Origin of the sequence: Pelagovum pacificum (assembly GCF_016134045.1) — a bacterium.
Taxonomy (GTDB): domain Bacteria; phylum Pseudomonadota; class Alphaproteobacteria; order Rhodobacterales; family Rhodobacteraceae; genus Oceanicola; species Oceanicola pacificus_A.
The window spans coordinates 1,760,844-1,780,032 of sequence record NZ_CP065915.1; the positions used below are offsets into that span (position 1 = coordinate 1,760,844).

General features: G+C 66.7%; 15 protein-coding genes. 8 read left to right on the plus strand and 7 right to left on the minus strand.

The window, feature by feature from the left end:
- Nucleotides 1-83 precede the first annotated feature (83 nt).
- The 3 genes from I8N54_RS08705 to I8N54_RS08715 are packed head-to-tail and all read left to right on the plus strand — an operon-like array spanning nucleotide 84 to nucleotide 6,095.
- Nucleotides 84-1,310: a glycosyltransferase gene (locus I8N54_RS08705; protein WP_140192938.1), complete on the plus strand. Its 1,227-nt coding sequence runs from the start codon at nucleotides 84-86 to the stop codon at nucleotides 1,308-1,310.
- On the plus strand, nucleotides 1,303-5,031 hold the full coding sequence (locus I8N54_RS08710; RefSeq protein WP_140192937.1) for a glycosyltransferase: 3,729 nt from the start codon (nucleotides 1,303-1,305) through the stop codon (nucleotides 5,029-5,031). The genes I8N54_RS08705 and I8N54_RS08710 overlap by 8 nt, the downstream gene beginning before the upstream one ends.
- Entirely contained in the window at nucleotides 5,028-6,095 is a 1,068-nt protein-coding gene (locus tag I8N54_RS08715; RefSeq protein ID WP_140192936.1) for a capsular polysaccharide export protein, LipB/KpsS family, read from the plus strand. The genes I8N54_RS08710 and I8N54_RS08715 overlap by 4 nt, the downstream gene beginning before the upstream one ends.
- Nucleotides 6,096-6,238: 143 nt before the next feature.
- Here I8N54_RS08715 and I8N54_RS08720 read toward each other — a convergent pair whose 3' ends face one another.
- The 6 genes from I8N54_RS08720 to I8N54_RS08745 all read right to left on the minus strand — a co-directional run bounded on the left by I8N54_RS08720 (nucleotide 6,239) and on the right by I8N54_RS08745 (nucleotide 11,075).
- The gene (locus I8N54_RS08720; RefSeq protein WP_140192935.1) at nucleotides 6,239-6,856 is read right to left on the minus strand and encodes a TetR/AcrR family transcriptional regulator; all 618 of its coding nucleotides are present in this window, start codon (nucleotides 6,854-6,856) and stop codon (nucleotides 6,239-6,241) included.
- Entirely contained in the window at nucleotides 6,849-7,718 is an 870-nt protein-coding gene (gene ppk2, locus I8N54_RS08725; protein ID WP_140192934.1) for a polyphosphate kinase 2, read from the minus strand. Before ppk2 ends, I8N54_RS08720 begins: the two co-directional genes overlap by 8 nt.
- Before the next feature lie 45 nt (nucleotides 7,719-7,763).
- The gene (locus tag I8N54_RS08730; RefSeq protein ID WP_197097445.1) at nucleotides 7,764-8,717 is read right to left on the minus strand and encodes an alpha/beta fold hydrolase; all 954 of its coding nucleotides are present in this window, start codon (nucleotides 8,715-8,717) and stop codon (nucleotides 7,764-7,766) included.
- A gap of 34 nt (nucleotides 8,718-8,751) precedes the next feature.
- Nucleotides 8,752-9,696, minus strand: a complete 945-nt coding sequence (locus tag I8N54_RS08735; RefSeq protein ID WP_140192933.1) for a homoserine O-succinyltransferase — start codon at nucleotides 9,694-9,696, stop codon at nucleotides 8,752-8,754.
- Nucleotides 9,697-9,758: 62 nt separating this feature from the next.
- The gene (locus I8N54_RS20170) at nucleotides 9,759-10,628 is read right to left on the minus strand and encodes an ATPase (protein ID WP_231592397.1); all 870 of its coding nucleotides are present in this window, start codon (nucleotides 10,626-10,628) and stop codon (nucleotides 9,759-9,761) included.
- Nucleotides 10,629-10,700: 72 nt separating this feature from the next.
- Entirely contained in the window at nucleotides 10,701-11,075 is a 375-nt protein-coding gene (locus tag I8N54_RS08745) for a winged helix-turn-helix transcriptional regulator (protein WP_140192932.1), read from the minus strand.
- Between the two features lie 84 nt (nucleotides 11,076-11,159).
- Between I8N54_RS08745 and I8N54_RS08750 the strand changes: the two genes are divergently transcribed.
- Entirely contained in the window at nucleotides 11,160-11,999 is an 840-nt protein-coding gene (locus tag I8N54_RS08750; RefSeq protein WP_140192931.1) for an SDR family oxidoreductase, read from the plus strand.
- Nucleotides 12,000-12,016: 17 nt separating this feature from the next.
- Here I8N54_RS08750 and mnmA read toward each other — a convergent pair whose 3' ends face one another.
- Complete coding sequence (gene mnmA / locus I8N54_RS08755) at nucleotides 12,017-13,156, minus strand: tRNA 2-thiouridine(34) synthase MnmA (protein WP_140192930.1); 1,140 nt, start codon at nucleotides 13,154-13,156, stop codon at nucleotides 12,017-12,019.
- A gap of 131 nt (nucleotides 13,157-13,287) precedes the next feature.
- Between mnmA and sciP the strand changes: the two genes are divergently transcribed.
- The 4 genes from sciP to recG all read left to right on the plus strand — a co-directional run bounded on the left by sciP (nucleotide 13,288) and on the right by recG (nucleotide 19,185).
- A complete protein-coding gene (gene sciP / locus I8N54_RS08760; protein WP_140192929.1) occupies nucleotides 13,288-13,566 on the plus strand; it encodes a CtrA inhibitor SciP in 279 nt (92 codons plus the stop codon).
- A gap of 92 nt (nucleotides 13,567-13,658) precedes the next feature.
- On the plus strand, nucleotides 13,659-14,375 hold the full coding sequence (gene ctrA / locus I8N54_RS08765; protein WP_140192928.1) for a response regulator transcription factor CtrA: 717 nt from the start codon (nucleotides 13,659-13,661) through the stop codon (nucleotides 14,373-14,375).
- Between the two features lie 470 nt (nucleotides 14,376-14,845).
- Nucleotides 14,846-17,101: an NAD-dependent DNA ligase LigA gene (gene ligA / locus I8N54_RS08770; protein WP_408635361.1), complete on the plus strand. Its 2,256-nt coding sequence runs from the start codon at nucleotides 14,846-14,848 to the stop codon at nucleotides 17,099-17,101.
- On the plus strand, nucleotides 17,098-19,185 hold the full coding sequence (gene recG / locus I8N54_RS08775; RefSeq protein ID WP_140195526.1) for an ATP-dependent DNA helicase RecG: 2,088 nt from the start codon (nucleotides 17,098-17,100) through the stop codon (nucleotides 19,183-19,185). The genes ligA and recG overlap by 4 nt, the downstream gene beginning before the upstream one ends.
- The last annotated feature ends 4 nt before the right edge of the window (nucleotides 19,186-19,189 follow it).

The following is a 19,189-nucleotide window of genomic DNA, read 5'->3' on the forward strand; positions in this document are numbered from 1 at the left end:
CGTCGAGGGAAAGCCGTCGGCTTGCACTCATCCACCCTGCCGCATAATGGAAGCGGGCGTCCGGACAGCGCGCGGAGGGACTTTTGAACGCCACCACGACCAGCGCAGAGGCCCTGCGGATCGGCATTTTCGTCCCCTGGATCACGCTCGGACGTGGCGGGACGGAGAACGTCGGACAGATGATGGCGAACGCCATGCAGGCGCGGGGTCACCGGGTGACCGTCTTCACGTTCGACGACAAGGCCGGACCCTCCCGCTGGCCGCTGCAGGAGGGGATCGAGCTTGTCCATCTGCCTGAAGCCGCAGGTGTTCCGGGGGATCGTGCGATGGCGGTGGCGGTCGCGTCGCGCTCGCTCGACCTGCTGGTCGGTCTCCACATGAACCGCACGCTGCTGCGGTACGCCGCCGTCGCTCAGAAGGTGGGTATTCCGCTGGTCCTGTCGGAACATATCGACCCGCGGTTCCCAGAATGGCACGGCTCCAACAGCGCGACGGAGCGGCAGGCCGCCTTCTTTGGCGCGACGCTGGTGCATCTGCTGGTCGATGCCTTCACCGCCACGGTCACGCCGTTCCTGCAGGACCGCGTCCGCGTCATTCCCAACACCATCGCCGAGCCGGAGGCGCTGGCGGCGCCCGGGCGTGAAGATGCGAAGACGCGGACCATCCTCACGGTCGCCCGGCTCGTGCCGCGCAAGAACGTCGCCGCGCTGGTCGAGGCCTTCGCCAGGGTCGCACCCGATCATGCCGACTGGACGCTCAAGATCGTCGGCACGGGTCCGGAGCGGCGCGCCTTGCAGCGGCTAGCGAAGACGCTCGGCGTCAATGGACAGGTCGACTTCGCCGGGGCGACGGACGATCCCTATCCCGATTATGCCGCCGCCGAGATCTTCGTGCTGCCGTCCTTCTTCGAAGGTTTCCCGATGTCGACGCTCGAAGCGATGGCACATGGTTTGCCGCTGATCGGCATGGCGATCTGCAACGGCGTGAACGAACAGGTCGTGCCCGGCGAGAACGGTTATCTCTGCGGCGAGAACGGACCCGACCTGTCGACCGCGCTGGCGGCGCTTATGGCGGACCGGGGCGCACGGTCGCGGATGGGGCAGGCGTCGCGGGACCGCTACCTCGCCAACTACAGCAACGACGTGATTTTCGATCGCTGGGACGCGATGTTCCGCGAGGCGGTCAGCCTCGGCCCCGTCTCGGCGACCGCCGGGCCGGCCGAAATCCTGTCGGTACGGCTGGCGGAAGCGACGTGGGGCACCGACGACCTTCTTCTGCCGGCAGCCAGCGGGGGCGGCGCACGTGTCTGATCATCAGCCACTCTACCTTCGCTTCGCCGAGTTGCTCGAATTGGCGCAGGCCGATCACCTGCCGGGGCGCGACATCCGGCAGCACGTGCTCGAGGCCCGCGATCGCCCGGTGACCTTCGGCTTCACCGGCGACAACCTCCGCACGGCCTACCCGGCGAACCTGCCGCTGCTCTGGACCGACGCGCGCGGCTTCGACGCGGCGGACGCGGACGCCTCCGATACCTTCATCGCGCCGGGCACCGTGACGGCGGATCCGGCGACCTCGCACAAGGGGGTGCTCGGCCTGATGGGGCGGCTGCCGAACGGCAAGCGGCCGCTCTTCATGGAGCAATGCTTCCTCGCCTCGACGCACAGCTGGTCGCATGCCTTTCGTACCAAGACGGCCGAGCACGCCTGCCTTGGCTACGTCTACGACGACATCGCGCACTATTTCATGGCGGACTATCCGAACCGCCTGACGGAACGGCTGAACAGCGCCGAGACCCCGACGGACGACGAACTGGCACGGGCGCGGGGGCTGATCGACCGGCTCGTCTCGCGCCGGATCAGCAAGTATAACGCCCAGCCCATGCGTGCGCCCGAGATGACCGAGGGCTACAGCCGGCGGGTCCTAGTCTGCGACCAGGCCTTCGCCGATGCCTCGACGCTTTTCGGACGGGTGTCTGAGGCTGACTTCGAGCGGATGGTCCTCGCCGCGTTGCGCGAGAATCCGGACGCCGAGGTGATCGTGAAGACCCACCCCGACACGTCTTGGGAAAGCGAGCGGCGCACGGGCTATTACAACGACCTGACCTCAACGGGGCGGATGCGGATCCTGCGGGACCCGGTGAACCCCTTCGCGCTGTTCGAGCATGTCGACAAGGTCTACGTCGGCACCAGCCAGATCGGGCTCGAGGCACTGTTTGCCGGCAAGGAGGTCGTCTGTTTCGGCGTGCCGTTCTTCTCCGGCTGGGGGCTGACGGACGACCGCAAGCAGGTTCGCCACCGGACGCGGACCCGGTCGCTGGAAGAACTCTTCCACTATTTCTACGTCTGGTATTCGATCTATCAGGTGCCGGGTCAGGCTGCGCCCGCCGAAATCGAACAGGTGCTCGACTTCATCGAGTCTCACCGCCCCGAGACGGCGCCGGGCACGGCGGAAGAAGCCGCGCGGCCGCCGAAGGTGTCCGTCATCATCCCGGTTCACAATGTCGCGCCCTACATCGGCGCCTGCCTCGACTCGATCCGCAAGCAGACCCTGCGCGAGATCGAGATCCTGCCGGTCAACGACAAAAGCCCCGACGACAGCCAGACAGTGATCGACCGTCACGCGGCGGACGACCCGCGGATCCGGCCGATCGTGCTGTCCGAGAACGTAGGGCAGGGCATGGCCCGCAACCGCGCCATCGACGAGGCGCGCGGCGACTACATCCTGTTCATCGACGGTGACGACTGGCTGGTGGATGCGACCGCGCTTGCCCGGCTGGTGGAGCGGGCCGAGGCCGACGACGCCGACATGGTCCGAGGCCGAAAGGCCTTCGAGGCGGAGGTGGCCGACGACGGTCGCATCCTCGCCAAGCGTGACGATGTCACGGAAGCGCTGATCCCCGCGCGCGACGGGGCGGTCAGCCATGCCGACGCGCCCGAGCTGCTGAACAACCGGCACTTCTGGACCTTCCTCTACCGCCGGTCTTTCCTTGGCGATCGGATCCGTTTCGTGACCCGGCAGTGGGAGGAGCGTGCCTTTCTCGTAGACGCGCTGGTGTCGGCCGAGCGGATCTCGATCACCGACATCGACCTGACCGCCTACCGGATCCGGCCGGGCTCCACCGCGCGTCGTCAACGCACGCGCGACGACTACGAGCTGATGCTCACGAACTTCGGCCATGTCTTCAAGGTCTTGGCCGCCGCAGGCGCGGTCGAGCGCGACTCGCCGTTGCGGCAGCACCTCGTCTTTCACGTCACGCAGTTCCTCGACCATATCGTGATCGGGATGCCCTACCGCTCCTGGCGTGGTGGGCCGGAAGAAGCCGCTTTTCAGGATCGGATCGCCGGTATCCTGCGGACCTACGATATCCGCCCCCTCGATATCGACCGTAGAAACATCCGCCTCAGCCGCGCGCACCGCGATGCAAGTGCACATGCGCTCGTCGCGGCGGCGCTTCTGTCGGGCGATGCGGAGCTTCTGCATCATGCCGTGGACCTCGCCCCGATCCCGCAGGAGGCGCTGCACGCCCGTTTCCTGAAGGCGCCGACGTCCGAGGTGGAGACCGACCTCGAAGCCGCACTCAACAGGTTCGCCCGGAACGACATGGTCACCGCTGGACGATCCGCGCGGCCCGCGAAACGGCCGCGCTTGATCCTGCATATCGGCGCGACGAAGACCGGCTCCACCTGGCTTCAGGGGCACATGGAGGTGAACCGCCCGGCGCTTCTGCGCAGCGGCACCTGGTATCCCGAAGTCGGCCTGTTCTGGCAGACCGACCGGGACAAGCAGGCGGGCCACGCCGGCTTCCTGCCTGCCATCCGGCGAGGCGAGACAAACCTGCGCCACTACCTCGATGCGGGCGTCGCCGCGCTCGGCGAACGGGTGCACACCGTTGTGCTGTCGAGCGAGGCCTTTTTCCTCCATGCCGAACCGTCGGTCATGGCGAACTGGTTCGCGGGCTACGACGTCGAGGTCGTGATGTACCTCCGCCGACAGGACGACTGGGCCAACGCGCAGTATTGCGAGTTCGTCGCGGGCGGTGCCGTGGGTCGGGTCGATGTGCCGGTCGAGGAGTGGCTGGAGACCGACCAGGTGCGGCGCTGGCTGGACTACGAGGGCCGGGTTGCCGATTGGGTGTCCGCTTTCGGACAGGAGGCCGTGACGGTGCGCCGCTTCGAGAGCGGACGGCTGGCCGGCAACGATCTGCTGTCCGATTTCGTTCAGGCGACCGGGATCGAGGCGTTGTCGGATCTGCCAAGGCCCGACGGCGCGGCCAACGCCGCACAGCTGCCCGGGCCTCATGTCGAACTGATCCGCACGTTCAACGAACGACCCTTCAAGAACCGCGATGCCTATTTCGCCTTCATCGACGAGGTGAGCCGCGGGATCCGCTCGCTGCGCAAGGCCGAGGGCCGACCGCTGCCGAAGCCCCGCGTTCTGACCGAAGCGCAGTCGCGCAAGCTGCTCAGCGATGCGGCGGAGGGCAATGCGAAGCTCGCCGCCGCGCGGTTCGGGGGAGAGCCGTTGTTCAGCGACGCCGCGCCCGACACGCCCGAGCCGGTGACCGTCGAGCCGGATGAACGCGCCCTTGCCGAGGCGGCCTATCCGAAATACGCGCCGCTCGAACTGACCGAGGACGGTGGCCGCGACTTCGGCGGTACGCTGGAGAATTACGGGCTGTTCGGCTGGCGGCTCTGGGGGCTGACGCCGGTGCTCGACCGCGCGCTGAGCAGCCGGGTCGGCCCGGACGAGCGTGCGGCGCTGCGACGGGACCCGGCGGCCTTCGTGCATGGCCGCTGGTCGGGCACCCGCCCGCGCCTTGCGTCGGCGCTTTATCCGCGCGGCAACATGTTCGGCCCCGGCGGGCTGTTCCGCCTGTCGATTCCGGTGATGGCGAAGATCGTCGCGCGGAGCGGGCGGCCCGACCTCGTCGACAGCTACCGGCGCGATCCGATCCGCTTCGCGCGCGAGATGCGGTCGCCCTCGCGGCGGCTGATAGGCCGGATCCTGTTCCCGATCGGGGAGCTGCGATGAGCGGAGATCGCGATGTCGACGTGATCCTCGAGGTGCCGGTCACATGGCTCGGCAATGCTGCCGATGGCGACCGGCACCGCCAGCTTTCCGCCTCCATCCTGATCGCGCTCGCCCATCTCGGCGTGACGGTGCGGCCGGTGCAGCTGCAATTCGGCGCGGACCGTGCGCCCCGGCTTGCCCGGCCGGATCAGCTCGTCATCAGCTACCATTCGCTCGGAGCCGGCGACAATGTGCTGCGATTCAAGGAAAGCTACGTCCCGCCGTACTACACGGTCGATCCGCTGGGCTATTCCGGATATTCGGAACTCGGCCAGTCGCCCGAGACGTTCGTGTCGGAGGTGGAGCGCTTCGATCTGATCCGCGCAGTCGAATTCGTGTCCGACCTGCGGGAGCGGATGATCGAGGGGAACGCCTCCAAGTACCGGCAGGACGATGTCGAGGAATGGCTGCCCGAGGATTACGTCTTCTTCCCGCTCCAGACGGTCGAGGACACGGTGGCGGAACTTGCCCGGTTCGACCAGCTCGACGCACTCCATGCGGTCGCGGCGCACGCCGGTCAGTCGGGCCGATGGCTGCTGGTGAAGAGGCATCCGCAATGCAGCTCTCCGCGGGTGACCGCGGCGCTGGAAGAGATCGGAGCGCTGGAGCGCGTGCAGGTCGTCACCGGCTCGATCCACAGGCTGATCGCGGGTGCCGACGTCGTGGTGGGCTGCAACTCCGGCGTGTTGTTCGAGGCGCTGATCCATGGCGTCCCGGTCGTGTCCTTCGGGCGGTCCGACTTCGCGATGGCGACAGCAGAGGTGGAGACGCTGGCCGACCTGTTGGGCGCGATCGAGGGACGGGGCAGAGCGGACGCGGGCTTCGTCCAGAAATTCGTCGCGTGGTATCTGCTCGACTATTGTGTCGCGGCCGGAGACCTCGACGCGGTGCAGCGGAAGATCGAGGGTGCGCTCGCAACGCTCGACATCAAGAGCGACGGGGGCAGTGCGGCGCAGCTGCGGCTGTTCGACCGGGCGGCAAGCGCGGAGCGGCTGCGGCGGGGACGGGCGCTTCGGCGGACCTGATCCGGCGGAGCACCTGCGGTGCGCTTTGTCAGCCCTCCCTCCGGTCGGGCGGAACAAAGGGGCTGTCTGCCCCCTCTGGGCCTGCGGCCCATTCACCCCCGAGAATATTTGAAGCCCAAAGAAGCCTTGGGCGGCGCGTCCTGTCAGGCGTCGTGCGTGATGAGGCCGAGGCCACGCAGGTAGACGCCGATCCCGGTCTCGAGCAAATCCTCGGGCGGGAAGGGGGAGCGGGTGCCCGGTGAGCCGCGCGCGAAGAGTTCGACCACGCCGTGCGACATCGCCCAGATATGGGCGGAGAACATCTGCGGCGGCGGGCGGCGATCCTCGGGGATATGCCGGGACAGGTCGGTCGCGGCCTTCTCGAAAACTTTCATCGCGCGCGTGGCGACGTCGTGGAGCTCGGGCGTGCGCTGGATCGAGATGCCGCTTTCGAACATCGCGACGTAGTGGCCTGGATACTTGCGGGCGAAGGCGAGGTAGGCGCGCCCCGTGGCCTCGAACGAGGCGAGGGCGGACGGCTGGCCCTTCTCGTAGGCGTGTTCCATCAGGTCGCCGAAGATCTCGTAGCCCTGTCGGGCCGCCTCGGAGATCAGGTCCTCTCGGCCCTCGAAATGGCGATAGACGGCAGCGGGGGTCACGCCGGCCTGCTTGGCGGCTTCCGACAGGGTGAAACCGGTCGGGCCCTTCGCCTCGATCAGGGTCAGGCTGGCATCGACCAGCGCCTGGCGCAGGTTGCCGTGATGGTAGCCGCGCTTAGGCATCCCAGACGTCGGGGCCCCCGCAGATCGCCGCGTCGATGTCGCCGATCTTCTCGGGGCGCTTTCCGGCGTATTCGACCCGGGACAGCACGGTGCGGATGGCGGCGAGGCGCGCGCGTTTCTTGTCGTCGGAGCGGATCACCGTCCAGGGCGTGATGGGAGAGTGCGAGCGCAGCAACGTCTCGCCGATCGCCTCGCTATAAGCGTCCCAGAGTGCGAGGCCCTCGACATCTATGGAGGACAGTTTCCATTGCTTGAGCGGGTCCTTCTCGCGTTTCAGGAACCGGCGGAGTTGCTCGGCGCGGCCGACGTTCAGCCACAGTTTAATGAGCACGATCCCCTCGTCGACGAGCATCTGCTCGAACGAGGGCAGCTGGCGGAAGAAGCGCTCGCGCTGCTCGTCGGTGCAGAAGCCGAAGACCTTTTCGACGACCCCGCGATTGTACCAAGACCGGTCGAAGATCACCATCTCGCCCGCCGTGGGCAACTGGTCGACGTAGCGCTGGAAGTACCACTGGCCGGCTTCGGTGTCGGAGGGCTTCGGGAGGGCGACGAGGCGGGCGACGCGGGGGTTCAGGTTCTCGCGCAGGCGCTTGATGGTGCCGCCCTTGCCGGCGGCGTCGCGGCCTTCGAAGACGATGACCAGCCGCTTGCCGGTGGCCTTCACGTCGGCCTGCAGACGAACGAGTTCCTCCTGCAGGTCTTCGAGCGCGTCCTTGTAGTCGTCCTTGTCGATCGGGGAGTCGTGCGGGTAGGCGGGGTCGAGAATGTCGTGCTTGTCGGCGTCCTTGATCGCCTCGCGGATCTCGTCCGGGGCGTCTTCCTCAAGATACCTCGTGATGGCGCCGTCGAAGGGCAGTGTCATTGTTCGTCTCCGGTCATCTGCCGCCACTATCGCGGTGCGGAGAGGTCAGCGCAATCCGGCGCGCTCCGCGGCGCGATCTATTGCGGCGATCACATCGTCCGGGACCGTGTTGTGGGGCACGTGTCCGATCCCCTCGAGCGGCACGAGATGGGCGGTTTCGACCTGCTCTGCAAGGGGCGTGGCGTGGATGTCGAAGGGAACGGTGTCGTCGGCGGTGCCGTGGACGATCTCGACGGGCACGGTGATCGCGTCGTACCGGGGCACCAGGGCGCGGAGTTCTTCCTTGAGGCCGGCGCGCTGGACGGCATTGGCGCGCAGGGATTCACGCCGCAACGTCAGCGGAGCGCCGATGTAGTCGGCATAGCCTTCGGGCATGTCCTGCGGCGCGAAGATGCTCTCGACCTGGGCGCGCACGTAGGAGGCCGGGGTCCAGGCGGTGATGAGCGGCACGGCCACGCGACCGCCGAGGATCGAGGAGTTCATCGCGTAGAGCCACGGCAGCCCGCCCTCCCAGACCTGGCTCGGCGAGGAGACGGTGACGAGCGCGGAAAGCGCGTCGGGCGTCTCAACCGCCCAGGCGAGCGCGACCGCACCGCCGTAGCTCTGGCCGAGGACGATGGGCTTGTCGGCACCAAGCTTTTCGGCGGCGGCCTGAAGCAGCCGGGCCTGCCCGGTAATCGTTTCGCCGACCGCGCCGGTCCGCTCGGTATAGCCGAGGCCGGGCCGGTCGAAGGTGATGACGCGGTATTTCTTCGCCAGCATCGGGGCGAGGCGGAACGTGAAATCGCGCGTGTTGCCGGACGATCCGTGGATGAGCACGAGGTCGGGGCCGTCGCCGCTGACGACGGCGTGGACGCGAGTGCCGTCCACGTCGACGAACTTACCCTCGGGCGGAAAGGCGGCTTCGGCCGCGTCTTCCCGCGCGGTGGCGCGGATGCGGGTCACGATGGTGACGGCCGCGATGAGGGCGACAAGTATCAGCAGAATGCGGAGTGTCATGACGGCAGACACGACAGGACCGGCCCGGAAGTTTCTAGCGCCTCAGATCGGTGCTTTCGCGACCGATCCGGGTCATGTCGAAGGGCGTCGTCAGGTAGATCTCCGAGATCCAGTTGCCGTAAAGCAGGTGCGCCGTACTGCGCCAGCGGTTGAGCGGCACCTTCGTCGGGTCGTCGTCCGGGTAGTAATCGTGGGGCAGGGCGATCGGGTCGCCCTTCACCGCGTCCCGTTCGTACTCCTGGCCGAGCGTGCCGCTGTCGTATTCGAGATGGTTGAAGATATAGAGCGCCCGGTTCTCGCGGTCCTCGACAAGGCAGGGGCCGGTCTGGTCGCTGTCGATGAGCAGCTCCAGCCCGTCGCGTTCGGCGATGTCGTCGCGCGAGATTTCGGTCCAGCGCGAGACCGGCACGACGAAATCGTCGGCGAAGCCGCGCAGGTAGGGGCTGTCCTGCGATAGCATCCGGTGACGGAAACAGCCGAATGCCTTTTCCTCCAGCCGATGTTTGGGGACGCCGTGGAAATGGTTGATCATGGCCATGCCACCCCAGCAGACGCCGAAGGTGGAGTGGACGTGTGTGCGGCTCCACTCGAAGACCTCGACCAGCTCGTCCCAGTAGGTGACGTCGTCGAACTCGAGGTGTTCGATCGGCGCGCCGGTGATGATGAGCCCGTCGAACGTCTCGCCCGACGCCGCGACCTCGGCGAAGGGGCGGTAGAACTCCTCCATATGCTCGAGCGCGGTGTTGCGGGTCTGGTGCTCGGTCATGCGGATCAATTGGAAGTCGATCTGAAGCGGCGTCGCGCCGATCAGCCGGGCGAACTGCGTCTCCGTCGTGATCTTCATCGGCATCAGGTTGAGCAGCCCGATGCGCAGCGGACGGATGTCCTGCCGGTTGGCCAGATCTTCGTCCATGACCATCACGCCTTCCCGGGACAGGACCTTGTAGGCGGGGAGGGTGGACGGGAGTCGAATGGGCATGAGCGAAAGCTCCGGGTCGGGAAGGTGGCTTTGAATTAGGTGTCGAGGGGCCTGGCCTCAAGTCAGGCGGGGGGCTCTCTCGCCTCGATGGCGCGGGCGATCATCCGGTCGACGTCGGAGACGTCGCGGACCGCGGCGACCTCCTCCGCCGGAACGGTGACGCCCCAGTCCGACATTCGCGCATAGAGCGGCTGGCGGTGCGCGAGCGCGCGGGCGTAGGTCCAGCGGATGAAGGCGTCGGGGTCGACCGCGTCCTCGGCCTTGCCGGTCTCGTCGAGGTAGGCGGCCCAGCTGTCGGCGAGGAACTCCGGCTGGTAATACATCGGCTTGGGCGCGCGGTCGAAGCGGCGGATCAGCTCCTGCGTGTGAGCGTCCGTGCCCTCGATCCAGACCAGCAGCAGATGCTCGGCCAGGTGGGTGAGGATCGGGTCCTCGGGGTCGGAGGGATCGACGACCTCGCAGATCGAGCCGCCGGAATCGCAGACGAAGTGCGGATAATCGTAGAGCTCGCGACTGCGTTCGATGAAGTGGCCGGTGTCGAGCAACGCGTAGGTTTCCGCCGCGCGGTGCTGATCCTGCCGCTTCACGTATTCCTGGAACGGCAGTCCGCCCTTGTCGGGATCGCCGGGCTTGCCGAGGTAAGTCGACAGCGGCGCGAGGTTCTCGAACGTGATGTTGGAGCCGATGTAGATCGAGTCCGACATCAGCAGCTCCTTCAGGAGCGGCACCTTCATCGCCTCGCGTTTGGCGTTGTCGGCGATCAGCTCGCCCATGTAGCGGGTGCCGATGCGGTAGTCGATCGAGTAGTGGAACCAGCCGCCTTCCTCGCGAAGCATGGAGGCGAGCCGCGTCTTGCCGAGGCCGGACATGCCGAAGAACAGCACGCGTTTCTGCTCGGCACCGAGCCAGTCTGAGGCGGAAGAATAGATCATGGGGCGAGGGTTAGACGCAGCCGCCTGCCGGCGCCAGCCCCCGCGGGGCGGGCGGGGCGCTCTGTGGCAGGGTTAGGACGCCCGTTTCTCCCACTGTGCCGCGATCCTGGGCATCGAGACCTCGATCCAGTCGGCGAGTTGACGGACCTTGCTCGCGGCTTCCGCGCCGAGCGGCGTCAGACAATAGTCGACGTGCGGCGGAACGACGTCGTGCGCGGTGCGCAGAACCATGCCGTCCTCTTCCAGGTGGCGCAGGGTCTGGGCCAGCATCCGCTCGCTCACCCCGCCGATGCGGCGGCGCAGCTCGGCGAACCGGTGCGTGCCGCCTTCGAGCGCGATCAGCACGACCACCCCCCAGCGGGACGTCATGTGCTTGAGCACCTCGCGCGACGGACAGTTGGCCGCCATGAGATCGCCGCGTCCGATCCTTTCGGAAAGTTTCTGCATACTAACAAATCCGTTCGTACTTACGAAAGATAAGTGACCCCATTAGGTCTCGGTTTCAAGGTTAGACAGACAGGAGATTCCACCATGACCATCGCCGTCACAGGATCCACCGGCCAACTCGGCCCGCTCGTCATCGAAGAGCTGAAGTCCCGCACCGACGAAGAGATCATCGCGCTTGCCAGGTCGCCCGAGAAGGGCAGCAGCCTTGGCGTCACCGTGCGCGAGTTCGACTATGACCGGCCCGAAACACTCGGCCCCGCGCTCGAAGGCGTCGAGACGCTTATCCTGATTTCCGGCAGCGAGGTCGGCCAACGCGAACGGCAGCACAAGGCCGTCATTGCAGCTGCGGAGGCCGCTGGCGTGACGCGGATCCTTTACACCAGCCTGCTGCGCGCCGACACATCGCCGCTCGCCCTCGCGCCGGAGCACGTGGCGACCGAGGCGGCACTCGCCGAGTCCTCGCTTAACGTGACGATCCTGCGCAATGGCTGGTACTTCGAGAATTACGCCGGCTCTGTCGCCAGCGCGCTGGAGCATGGTGCGCTCGTCGGTGCCGCGGGTGATGCGAAGATCAACGCCGCGACGCGCGCGGATTACGCCGCCGCAGCCGCCGGTGCGGCGACTTCGCCGGACACTGTAGGCAAGACCTACGAGCTTGCAGGTGACACCGGCTTTACCATGTCCGAGCTCGCGGCCGCGCTCACCGCGAAGACCGGGCGCGACATTCCCTACAGCGACATGCCTGTGGCCGAATATCAGAAGGTGCTCGAAGGTGCCGGCCTGCCGGCGGAGACGGCCGGCTTCGTCGCCGGGCTCGACGCGGGGACGGCGGAGGGGGCGCTCGCCAGCTACAGCAAGGATCTCTCGACGCTCGCTGGCCGTCCGACGACCTCGCTCTCCGACTGGGTCGCCACGGTCGCCTGAAGCCGCGGTGGCGGGGGTCAATACCCCCGCCAGATCCAGCCGCCGCCGAGCACGCGGCTGGTGCCGTTTTCATAGAACACGCAGGCCTGGCCGGGGGAGATACCTTCCTCGGCCACCAGCAGTTCGACCTCCGCCTCGGTGGCGGAAAGTGGGCGGATCACCGCCTCGGTCGGCGGGCGCGTGGAGCGGACCTTGACCGAGACGTGATGCTCGCCCGCGTCGGCGAAGCCGCCGTTGCCGAGCCAGTTGATCTCGCGCACCGGGACGGTCCGGGTCGCCAGCATCTCCTTCGGGCCGACGACCACGCGCCGGTTCTCGACGTCGAGGCGGACGACGTAGAGCGGTTCGTTCAGCCCGCCGATGCCGAGGCCACGGCGCTGGCCGATCGTGTAGTGGATGACGCCGCGATGCTCGCCGAGCACGCGCCCGTCGGCATGGACGATCTCGCCCGGATCCGCCGCGCCGGGACGCAGCTTCTCGATCACGCTGGCGTAATTGCCGTCCGGCACGAAGCAGATGTCCTGGCTGTCGGGCTTGTCGGCGACCGACAGGCCGTGCCGCGCGGCGAGCGCCCGCGTCTCCGCCTTGCTTCGAAGGTGGCCAAGCGGAAAGCGTAGGTAGTCGAGCTGTTCGCGCGTTGTCGAGAACAGGAAGTAGCTCTGGTCGCGGTTGGCGTCAGCGGCGGAGTGGAGCTCTGCCCCGGTCGCGCCCATCTTGCGCTGGATGTAATGGCCGGTTGCCATGCAATCTGCGTCGAGGTCCTTCGCCGTCTCGAGCAGGTCCTTGAACTTCACCCGCTCGTTGCAGCGGATGCAGGGGACGGGCGTCGCCCCGGCCAGGTAACTGTCCGCGAACTCGTCGATCACGGCGTCCTTGAAGACGTTCTCGTAGTCGAGGACGTAATGCGGAAAGCCCATTTCCTCGGCCACGCGGCGGGCGTCGTGGATGTCACGTCCCGCGCAGCAGGCACCCTTCTTGGCGAGCGCCGCGCCGTGGTCGTAGAGCTGAAGCGTCACGCCGACGACGTCGTAGCCCTCCCGGGCGAGTTCCGCCGCCACGACGGAGGAATCGACGCCACCGGACATGGCGACGACGACGCGGGTTTCCGCAGGCGGCTTGGCGAAGCCGAGCGAGTTGAGCTGGGTATCGAGGGGCATGGCGACTCCGGCTGAGTGCGAGCGCGCAATATAGGAAAATCCGAGCTATTCTCAACCCCTGCCTTCACTCTCGATTAAGGCCGCCACGTCAGATTGATCGTCAACAGAACGGTCAATCGCGGGTGTGAGAGATGTATTTGCGAAAGGTGGACGGCCCGAGGTCCGTCAGGCTCCCGGACGGGTCCGTCATGACCCGGGCCGACCTGCCGCCGGCCAATACCGGGCGGTGGGTCGCATCACGAAAGGCCGCCGTTGTGCGGGCCGTGTCGTTCGGCCTGATCTCGCGCGACCATGCATTGGCGACCTATTCCTTGTCGGAAGAGGAGTTCTCGGAGTGGGAAACCGCCGTCGACAAGCACGGTGAGGCCGCGCTCTGCACCACGGCCCTACAAAGGTATAGACAACCCTAGGTTGTTCATGCAACTTCGTTCCCGTAGCGTAACGGGGGCTTAACTTTTGCGGGTATACGGTTGCGCTGGTAGGAGAACATCGGAGAACCTTGATGCGCATTCTTTTGGTTGAAGACGATCCAACGACCTCCAAGAGCATCGAGTTGATGCTGACCCACGCAAACCTGAACGTCTACGCGACCGACCTCGGGGAAGAGGGGATCGACCTCGCCAAGCTCTATGATTACGACCTGATCCTTCTCGATCTGAACCTGCCCGACATGAACGGGCTGGAGGTGCTGCGTCAGCTCCGGCTGGCCCGGATCGACACGCCAATCCTCGTGCTAACCGGCGACGATGACACGGAAAGCAAGCTGCGCAGCTTTGGCTTCGGTGCCGACGATTACCTGACCAAACCCTTCCACCGGGAAGAGCTGGTCGCGCGCATTCACGCGATCATCCGCCGCTCCAAGGGTCATGCGCAGTCGGTGATCAAGACCGGGCGCATCCTCGTCAATCTCGATGCGAAGACGGTGGAGGCGGATGGCATTCCGGTTCATCTGACCGGCAAGGAATACCAGATGTTTGAACTTCTCAGCCTGCGGAAGGGCACGACCCTGACGAAGGAAATGTTCCTTAACCACCTCTATGGCGGCATGGACGAACCGGAGCTCAAGATCATCGACGTTTTCATCTGCAAGTTGCGCAAGAAGCTCGCCCAGGCGACCGGCGGCGAAAACTATATCGAGACGGTCTGGGGGCGTGGTTACGTGTTGCGCGATCCCGAACCGGCCGCTCTGGATCCCGAGCGGCTGGCCATCGGTGCCTGATGTGTTTTTCGGATCTTCCCCCAGACACCAGATCCGAGCGCACTTCAGGCATCGATGGCACCATAACGGACATTCAGCACCGCATGGGGGAAGGAGTGAGTGGGGTTGGATGGCTCTGGCGGTGAGTTCGATTGGTTGAGGCTCGTTCGAATTGCCGATGGTGTGACCACTCACGGAACCAAGGCAAGACGGCGATCGGGTCGGGACTGCGGAAATCGGCCGTTTGATCGCGGGCGTTCGGTGGGTTGCGCCAGCACAGGGCTGAACGGGCACATGCGACGATAGCGAAGCTTCACGGTCGGCGGCTCCCGCAGATCGAATGCAGCGGGTCGGAACCGGGCTGGACGGAACCGGGACAGCGACCTAACAGTTGGCCGGCGGTCGGTGTGACGACCGTTCGGGCCGGCTCCGATGCAGGGGCCCATTGCCGCCGGGTGCGGGGTCCGCTCCCATAGCGGATGGAGGCGACGGTGGCCGCGGCCCGGGACAAGGACATCGAAAAGCTCACCTCGAAAGAGGCGGAAGCCGAGCTCGAGCGCCTCGCCGGCGCCCTGGCCGAGGCGAACGACGCCTATCACGCCGCCGACAATCCGACCTTGTCCGACGCCGACTACGATGCGCTGAAGCGGCGCAATGCCGCGATCGAAGATCGCTTTCCCGAGCTCATGCGCCCGGACAGCCCAAGCGACCAGGTCGGCGCAGCCCCGGCCTCCGGCTTCGAGAAGGTCACGCATTCGGTGCGTATGCTGTCCCTGTCGAACGCCTTCGATGCGGACGACATTCGCGACTTCGACGATAGTATCCGGCGCTACCTGAACCTGTCCGCGTCCGATCCGCTGCAATACACCGCCGAGCCCAAGATCGACGGCCTGTCGCTGTCGCTGCGGTACGAGAACGGCGAACTCGTGCGCGCCGCGACCCGTGGTGACGGGTCGGTCGGTGAGAACGTGACCCGCAACGCCCTGACCATCGACGACATTCCCAACCGTCTGGCGGATGCCCCCGACATTCTGGAGGTGCGCGGCGAAGTCTACATGAGCCACGAGGATTTCACGGCCCTCAACACGCGCCAGCAAGAGGCGAACGGCAAGACTTTCGCCAACCCGCGAAATGCCGCCGCCGGATCGCTCCGCCAGCTCGATCCCGAGGTGACGAAGCAGCGCCCGCTGCGCTTCTTCGCCTACGCCTGGGGGGAGGTCTCTGCCCCGCTCTCCGACACGCAGATGGGCGCGATCGAACGGCTGCAAGCCCTTGGCTTCCAGACCAATCCGCTGACGCGCATCTGTAACGGCCCGGACGAGATGCTCGCCCACTATGCCGAGATCGAGGCGCAGCGCGCCACGCTCGGCTACGATATCGACGGCGTCGTCTACAAGGTGGACGACCTTGGCCTGCAGGGGCGCCTTGGCTTTCGGTCGACCACGCCCCGCTGGGCCATTGCGCACAAGTTTCCGGCTGAACTCGCCTGGACCACGCTCGAGCGGATCGAAATCCAGGTCGGTCGCACCGGCGCGCTCAGCCCCGTGGCACGGCTGACGCCGGTCACGGTCGGCGGCGTCGTCGTGTCCAACGCGACGCTACACAACGAGGATTACATCGCCGGGCTGGACAGTCGCGGCGCCCCGATCCGGGACGGCAAGGACATTCGGGAAGGCGATTGGGTGCAGGTCTACCGCGCCGGCGATGTCATTCCGAAGGTGGCGGACGTCGACCTGTCACGCCGCCCCAAGGACGCACAGCCATATGTTTTCCCGGACACCTGTCCAGAATGTGGATCCGAAGCGATCCGCGAGGAAGGCGATGCGGTGCGCCGGTGCACTGGTGGCCTCGTCTGTCCCGCGCAGGCGGTTGAGAAGCTGAAGCACTTCGTCTCGCGCGCGGCCTTCGACATCGAAGGGCTGGGCGCGAAACAGGTCGAAGCGTTCCATCAGGACGGCTGGATCGCGGAGCCTGCCGACATCTTCACACTGAAGGACCGCTACGGGCCGGGCCAGCTGACGCAGCTGAAGAACCGCGAGGGGTGGGGCGAGAAATCGGCGGAGAACCTGTTCGACGCGATCGACGAGCGGCGGCGTATTCCGCTGGCCAAGATGATCTTCGCGCTCGGCATCCGCCATGTCGGGGAAGTCGCCGGCAGCGACCTCGCCCGGCATTTCGGCGCCTGGGAGCCTTTCGCGCGAACCGTCGACCTCGCGGCCCCGGCCGCCGAACGGGCGAGTGCCGCCGAGGCAGCAGTGCTTGCCGAACGCGCGACCGCGGCCGAGGAGGGCCGCCGTGCCCGGATCACGGAGACGCGCGAGAAGATCTGGACCGATCCGCCCCTCGATCCGGACGCGCGTGCCGCCTGGGAGGAGATCGTCGGGATCGAGGGGCTCGGCACCACCGTGGCGCAGAGCCTCGTGACCACCTTCGCGCAGGAGTCCGAGCGCAAGTCGATCGACCGCCTTGTCGCGCATCTCCGGATCGAGGAGGCCGAAGCGCAGGCGACCGACAGCCCCGTCGCGGGCAAGACCGTCGTCTTCACCGGCTCGCTCGAGAAGATGACGAGGGCCGAGGCGAAAGCTCGCGCTGAATCGCTCGGCGCCAAGGTTTCGGGTAGCGTTTCGGCCAAGACGGACCTGCTCGTCGCGGGCCCGGGCGCAGGATCGAAGGCGAAGAAGGCCGCCGAGCTGGGGGTAGAAACGATCGACGAGGACGCGTGGCTCGCGCTGATCGGCGCGGGATGACGGGGCGACCCGAACGCCTCTTCCCGCTGTTCGGCCCCTTGTCGACCCTCGCGGGCATCGGTCCGAAGTCGGAAAAGACGCTGGCCGCCAGTGGGACGGAGAAGCCGCGCGACATCCTGTTCACCCTGCCTTACGCCGGGATCGACCGGCGGCTGCGCAACTCCGTCCGGGACGTCGTACCGCCGGCGACCGCGACGGTCGAAGTCACCGTGGGCCAGCATGTCGCGCCGCCTTCGCGCAGCCGGCCTTACCGGGTGGCGGTGAAGGACGCGGAGACGGAGTTCAATCTCGTCTTCTTCCATGCGCGCGGCGACTGGCTTCGCCAGCAGCTGCCGACAGGGCAGAAGCGCATCGTGTCGGGCAAGGTCGAGATGTTCGACGGCATCATTCAGATGGTCCACCCCGAGCATATGGTGCCGCCCGGCGAGGCGGACGAGATCCCGGCGTTCGAGCCGATATACCCGCTTCATGCCGGGATTACGCAGAAGGCGATGTGGAAGGCGAGCCGCTCCGCGCTCGAACTCGCCCCCGAGCTGCCGGAATGGATCGACGCCGAGCTGATGAAGCGACAGGGCTGGCCCCGCTGGCGCGAGGCGCTCTTCGCGGCGCATTCGCCGGAAGAGCAGGCCGATCTCGGGCCGACCGCCCATGCGCGGCAGCGGCTGGCTTATGACGAGTTCATGGCGCATCAGCTCACCCTTGCGCTGGCCCGGTCGAGTCTAAAGCGCGGCAAGGGCCGGTCGACGGAAGGCACGGGGCAGTTGCGGGACAAGGTGCTGGCCGCCTTGCCCTACAGCCCGACCGGCGCGCAATCGCGTGCTATCGCGGAGATCGCGGCGGACATGGCGGCTGCCCATCGGATGAACCGGCTGCTGCAGGGCGATGTCGGCGCGGGCAAGACGCTGGTGGCCTTCATGGCACTTCTGACCGCGGTCGAGGCCGGCGGGCAGGGCGTGATGATGGCGCCGACGGAAATCCTTGCGCGGCAACACCTCGAGGGGTTGCAGCCGCTCGCGGCAGACGCGGGCGTGCGGCTGGAGTTGTTGACCGGCCGCGACAAGGGAGCGGAGCGGGCGACGAAACTCGCCGCGCTTGCCTCGGGCGAGATCGAAGTGCTGGTGGGCACGCACGCGGTGTTCCAGCCCGACGTGCAGTTCCACGACTTGCGACTCGCCATCGTGGACGAGCAACACCGTTTCGGCGTCGCGCAGCGGATGGAGCTTGGAGCAAAGGGCTCGCGGGCGGACGTGCTGGTCATGACCGCGACGCCGATCCCGCGTTCGCTATCGCTGGCGCAATATGGCGACATGGACATCTCGGTGCTTGACGAGAAGCCGCCGGGGCGGAAGCCGGTGACGACGGCGCTCGTCTCTGCAGGGAGGATGGAGGAAGTCGTCGCGCGGTTGCAGAAGGCTGTGGCGGACGGCCACCAGGCTTACTGGGTCTGTCCTCTGGTGGATGAAAGCGAAACCTCGGAACTGACGGCGGCCGAAGCCCGCTTCAAGCACCTCAGGGCGCGCTTTGCGGAAGGTGAAGTCGCTTTGGTTCATGGCCAGATGCCGCCCGCGCAGAAGGACGCGGCGATGGCGGACTTCGTCGCGGCGCGGGCCAAGGTGCTGGTGGCGACGACGGTGATCGAAGTCGGGGTCAACGTGCCGAACGCGTCGATCATGGTGATCGAGGGGGCGGAGAGTTTCGGCCTTGCCCAGTTGCACCAGCTGCGGGGCAGGGTGGGGCGCGGTGCGGCGCAGTCGACCTGCCTGCTGATGTACCAGGCGCTGAGCGACAGCGGGCGGCGGCGGCTCGAGATCCTGCGCGATACGGAGGACGGGTTCCGGATCGCGGAAGAGGATCTGGCCATGCGCGGTGCGGGCGATCTGATCGGCACGGCGCAATCCGGGCTGCCCCGGTTCCGAATTGCCGACATGGAGAGCCAGTCGGCGCTGATGGCGCTTGCGCAGAGTGACGCGCGAAAACTGCTCTCGGACGATCCGACGCTCGAGGGGCAACGCGGAGCGGCGGCGCGAACTCTTCTTTGGCTCATGGAGCAGGACAAGGCGATCCGTTTGTTGTCAGTCGGTTAGCCTG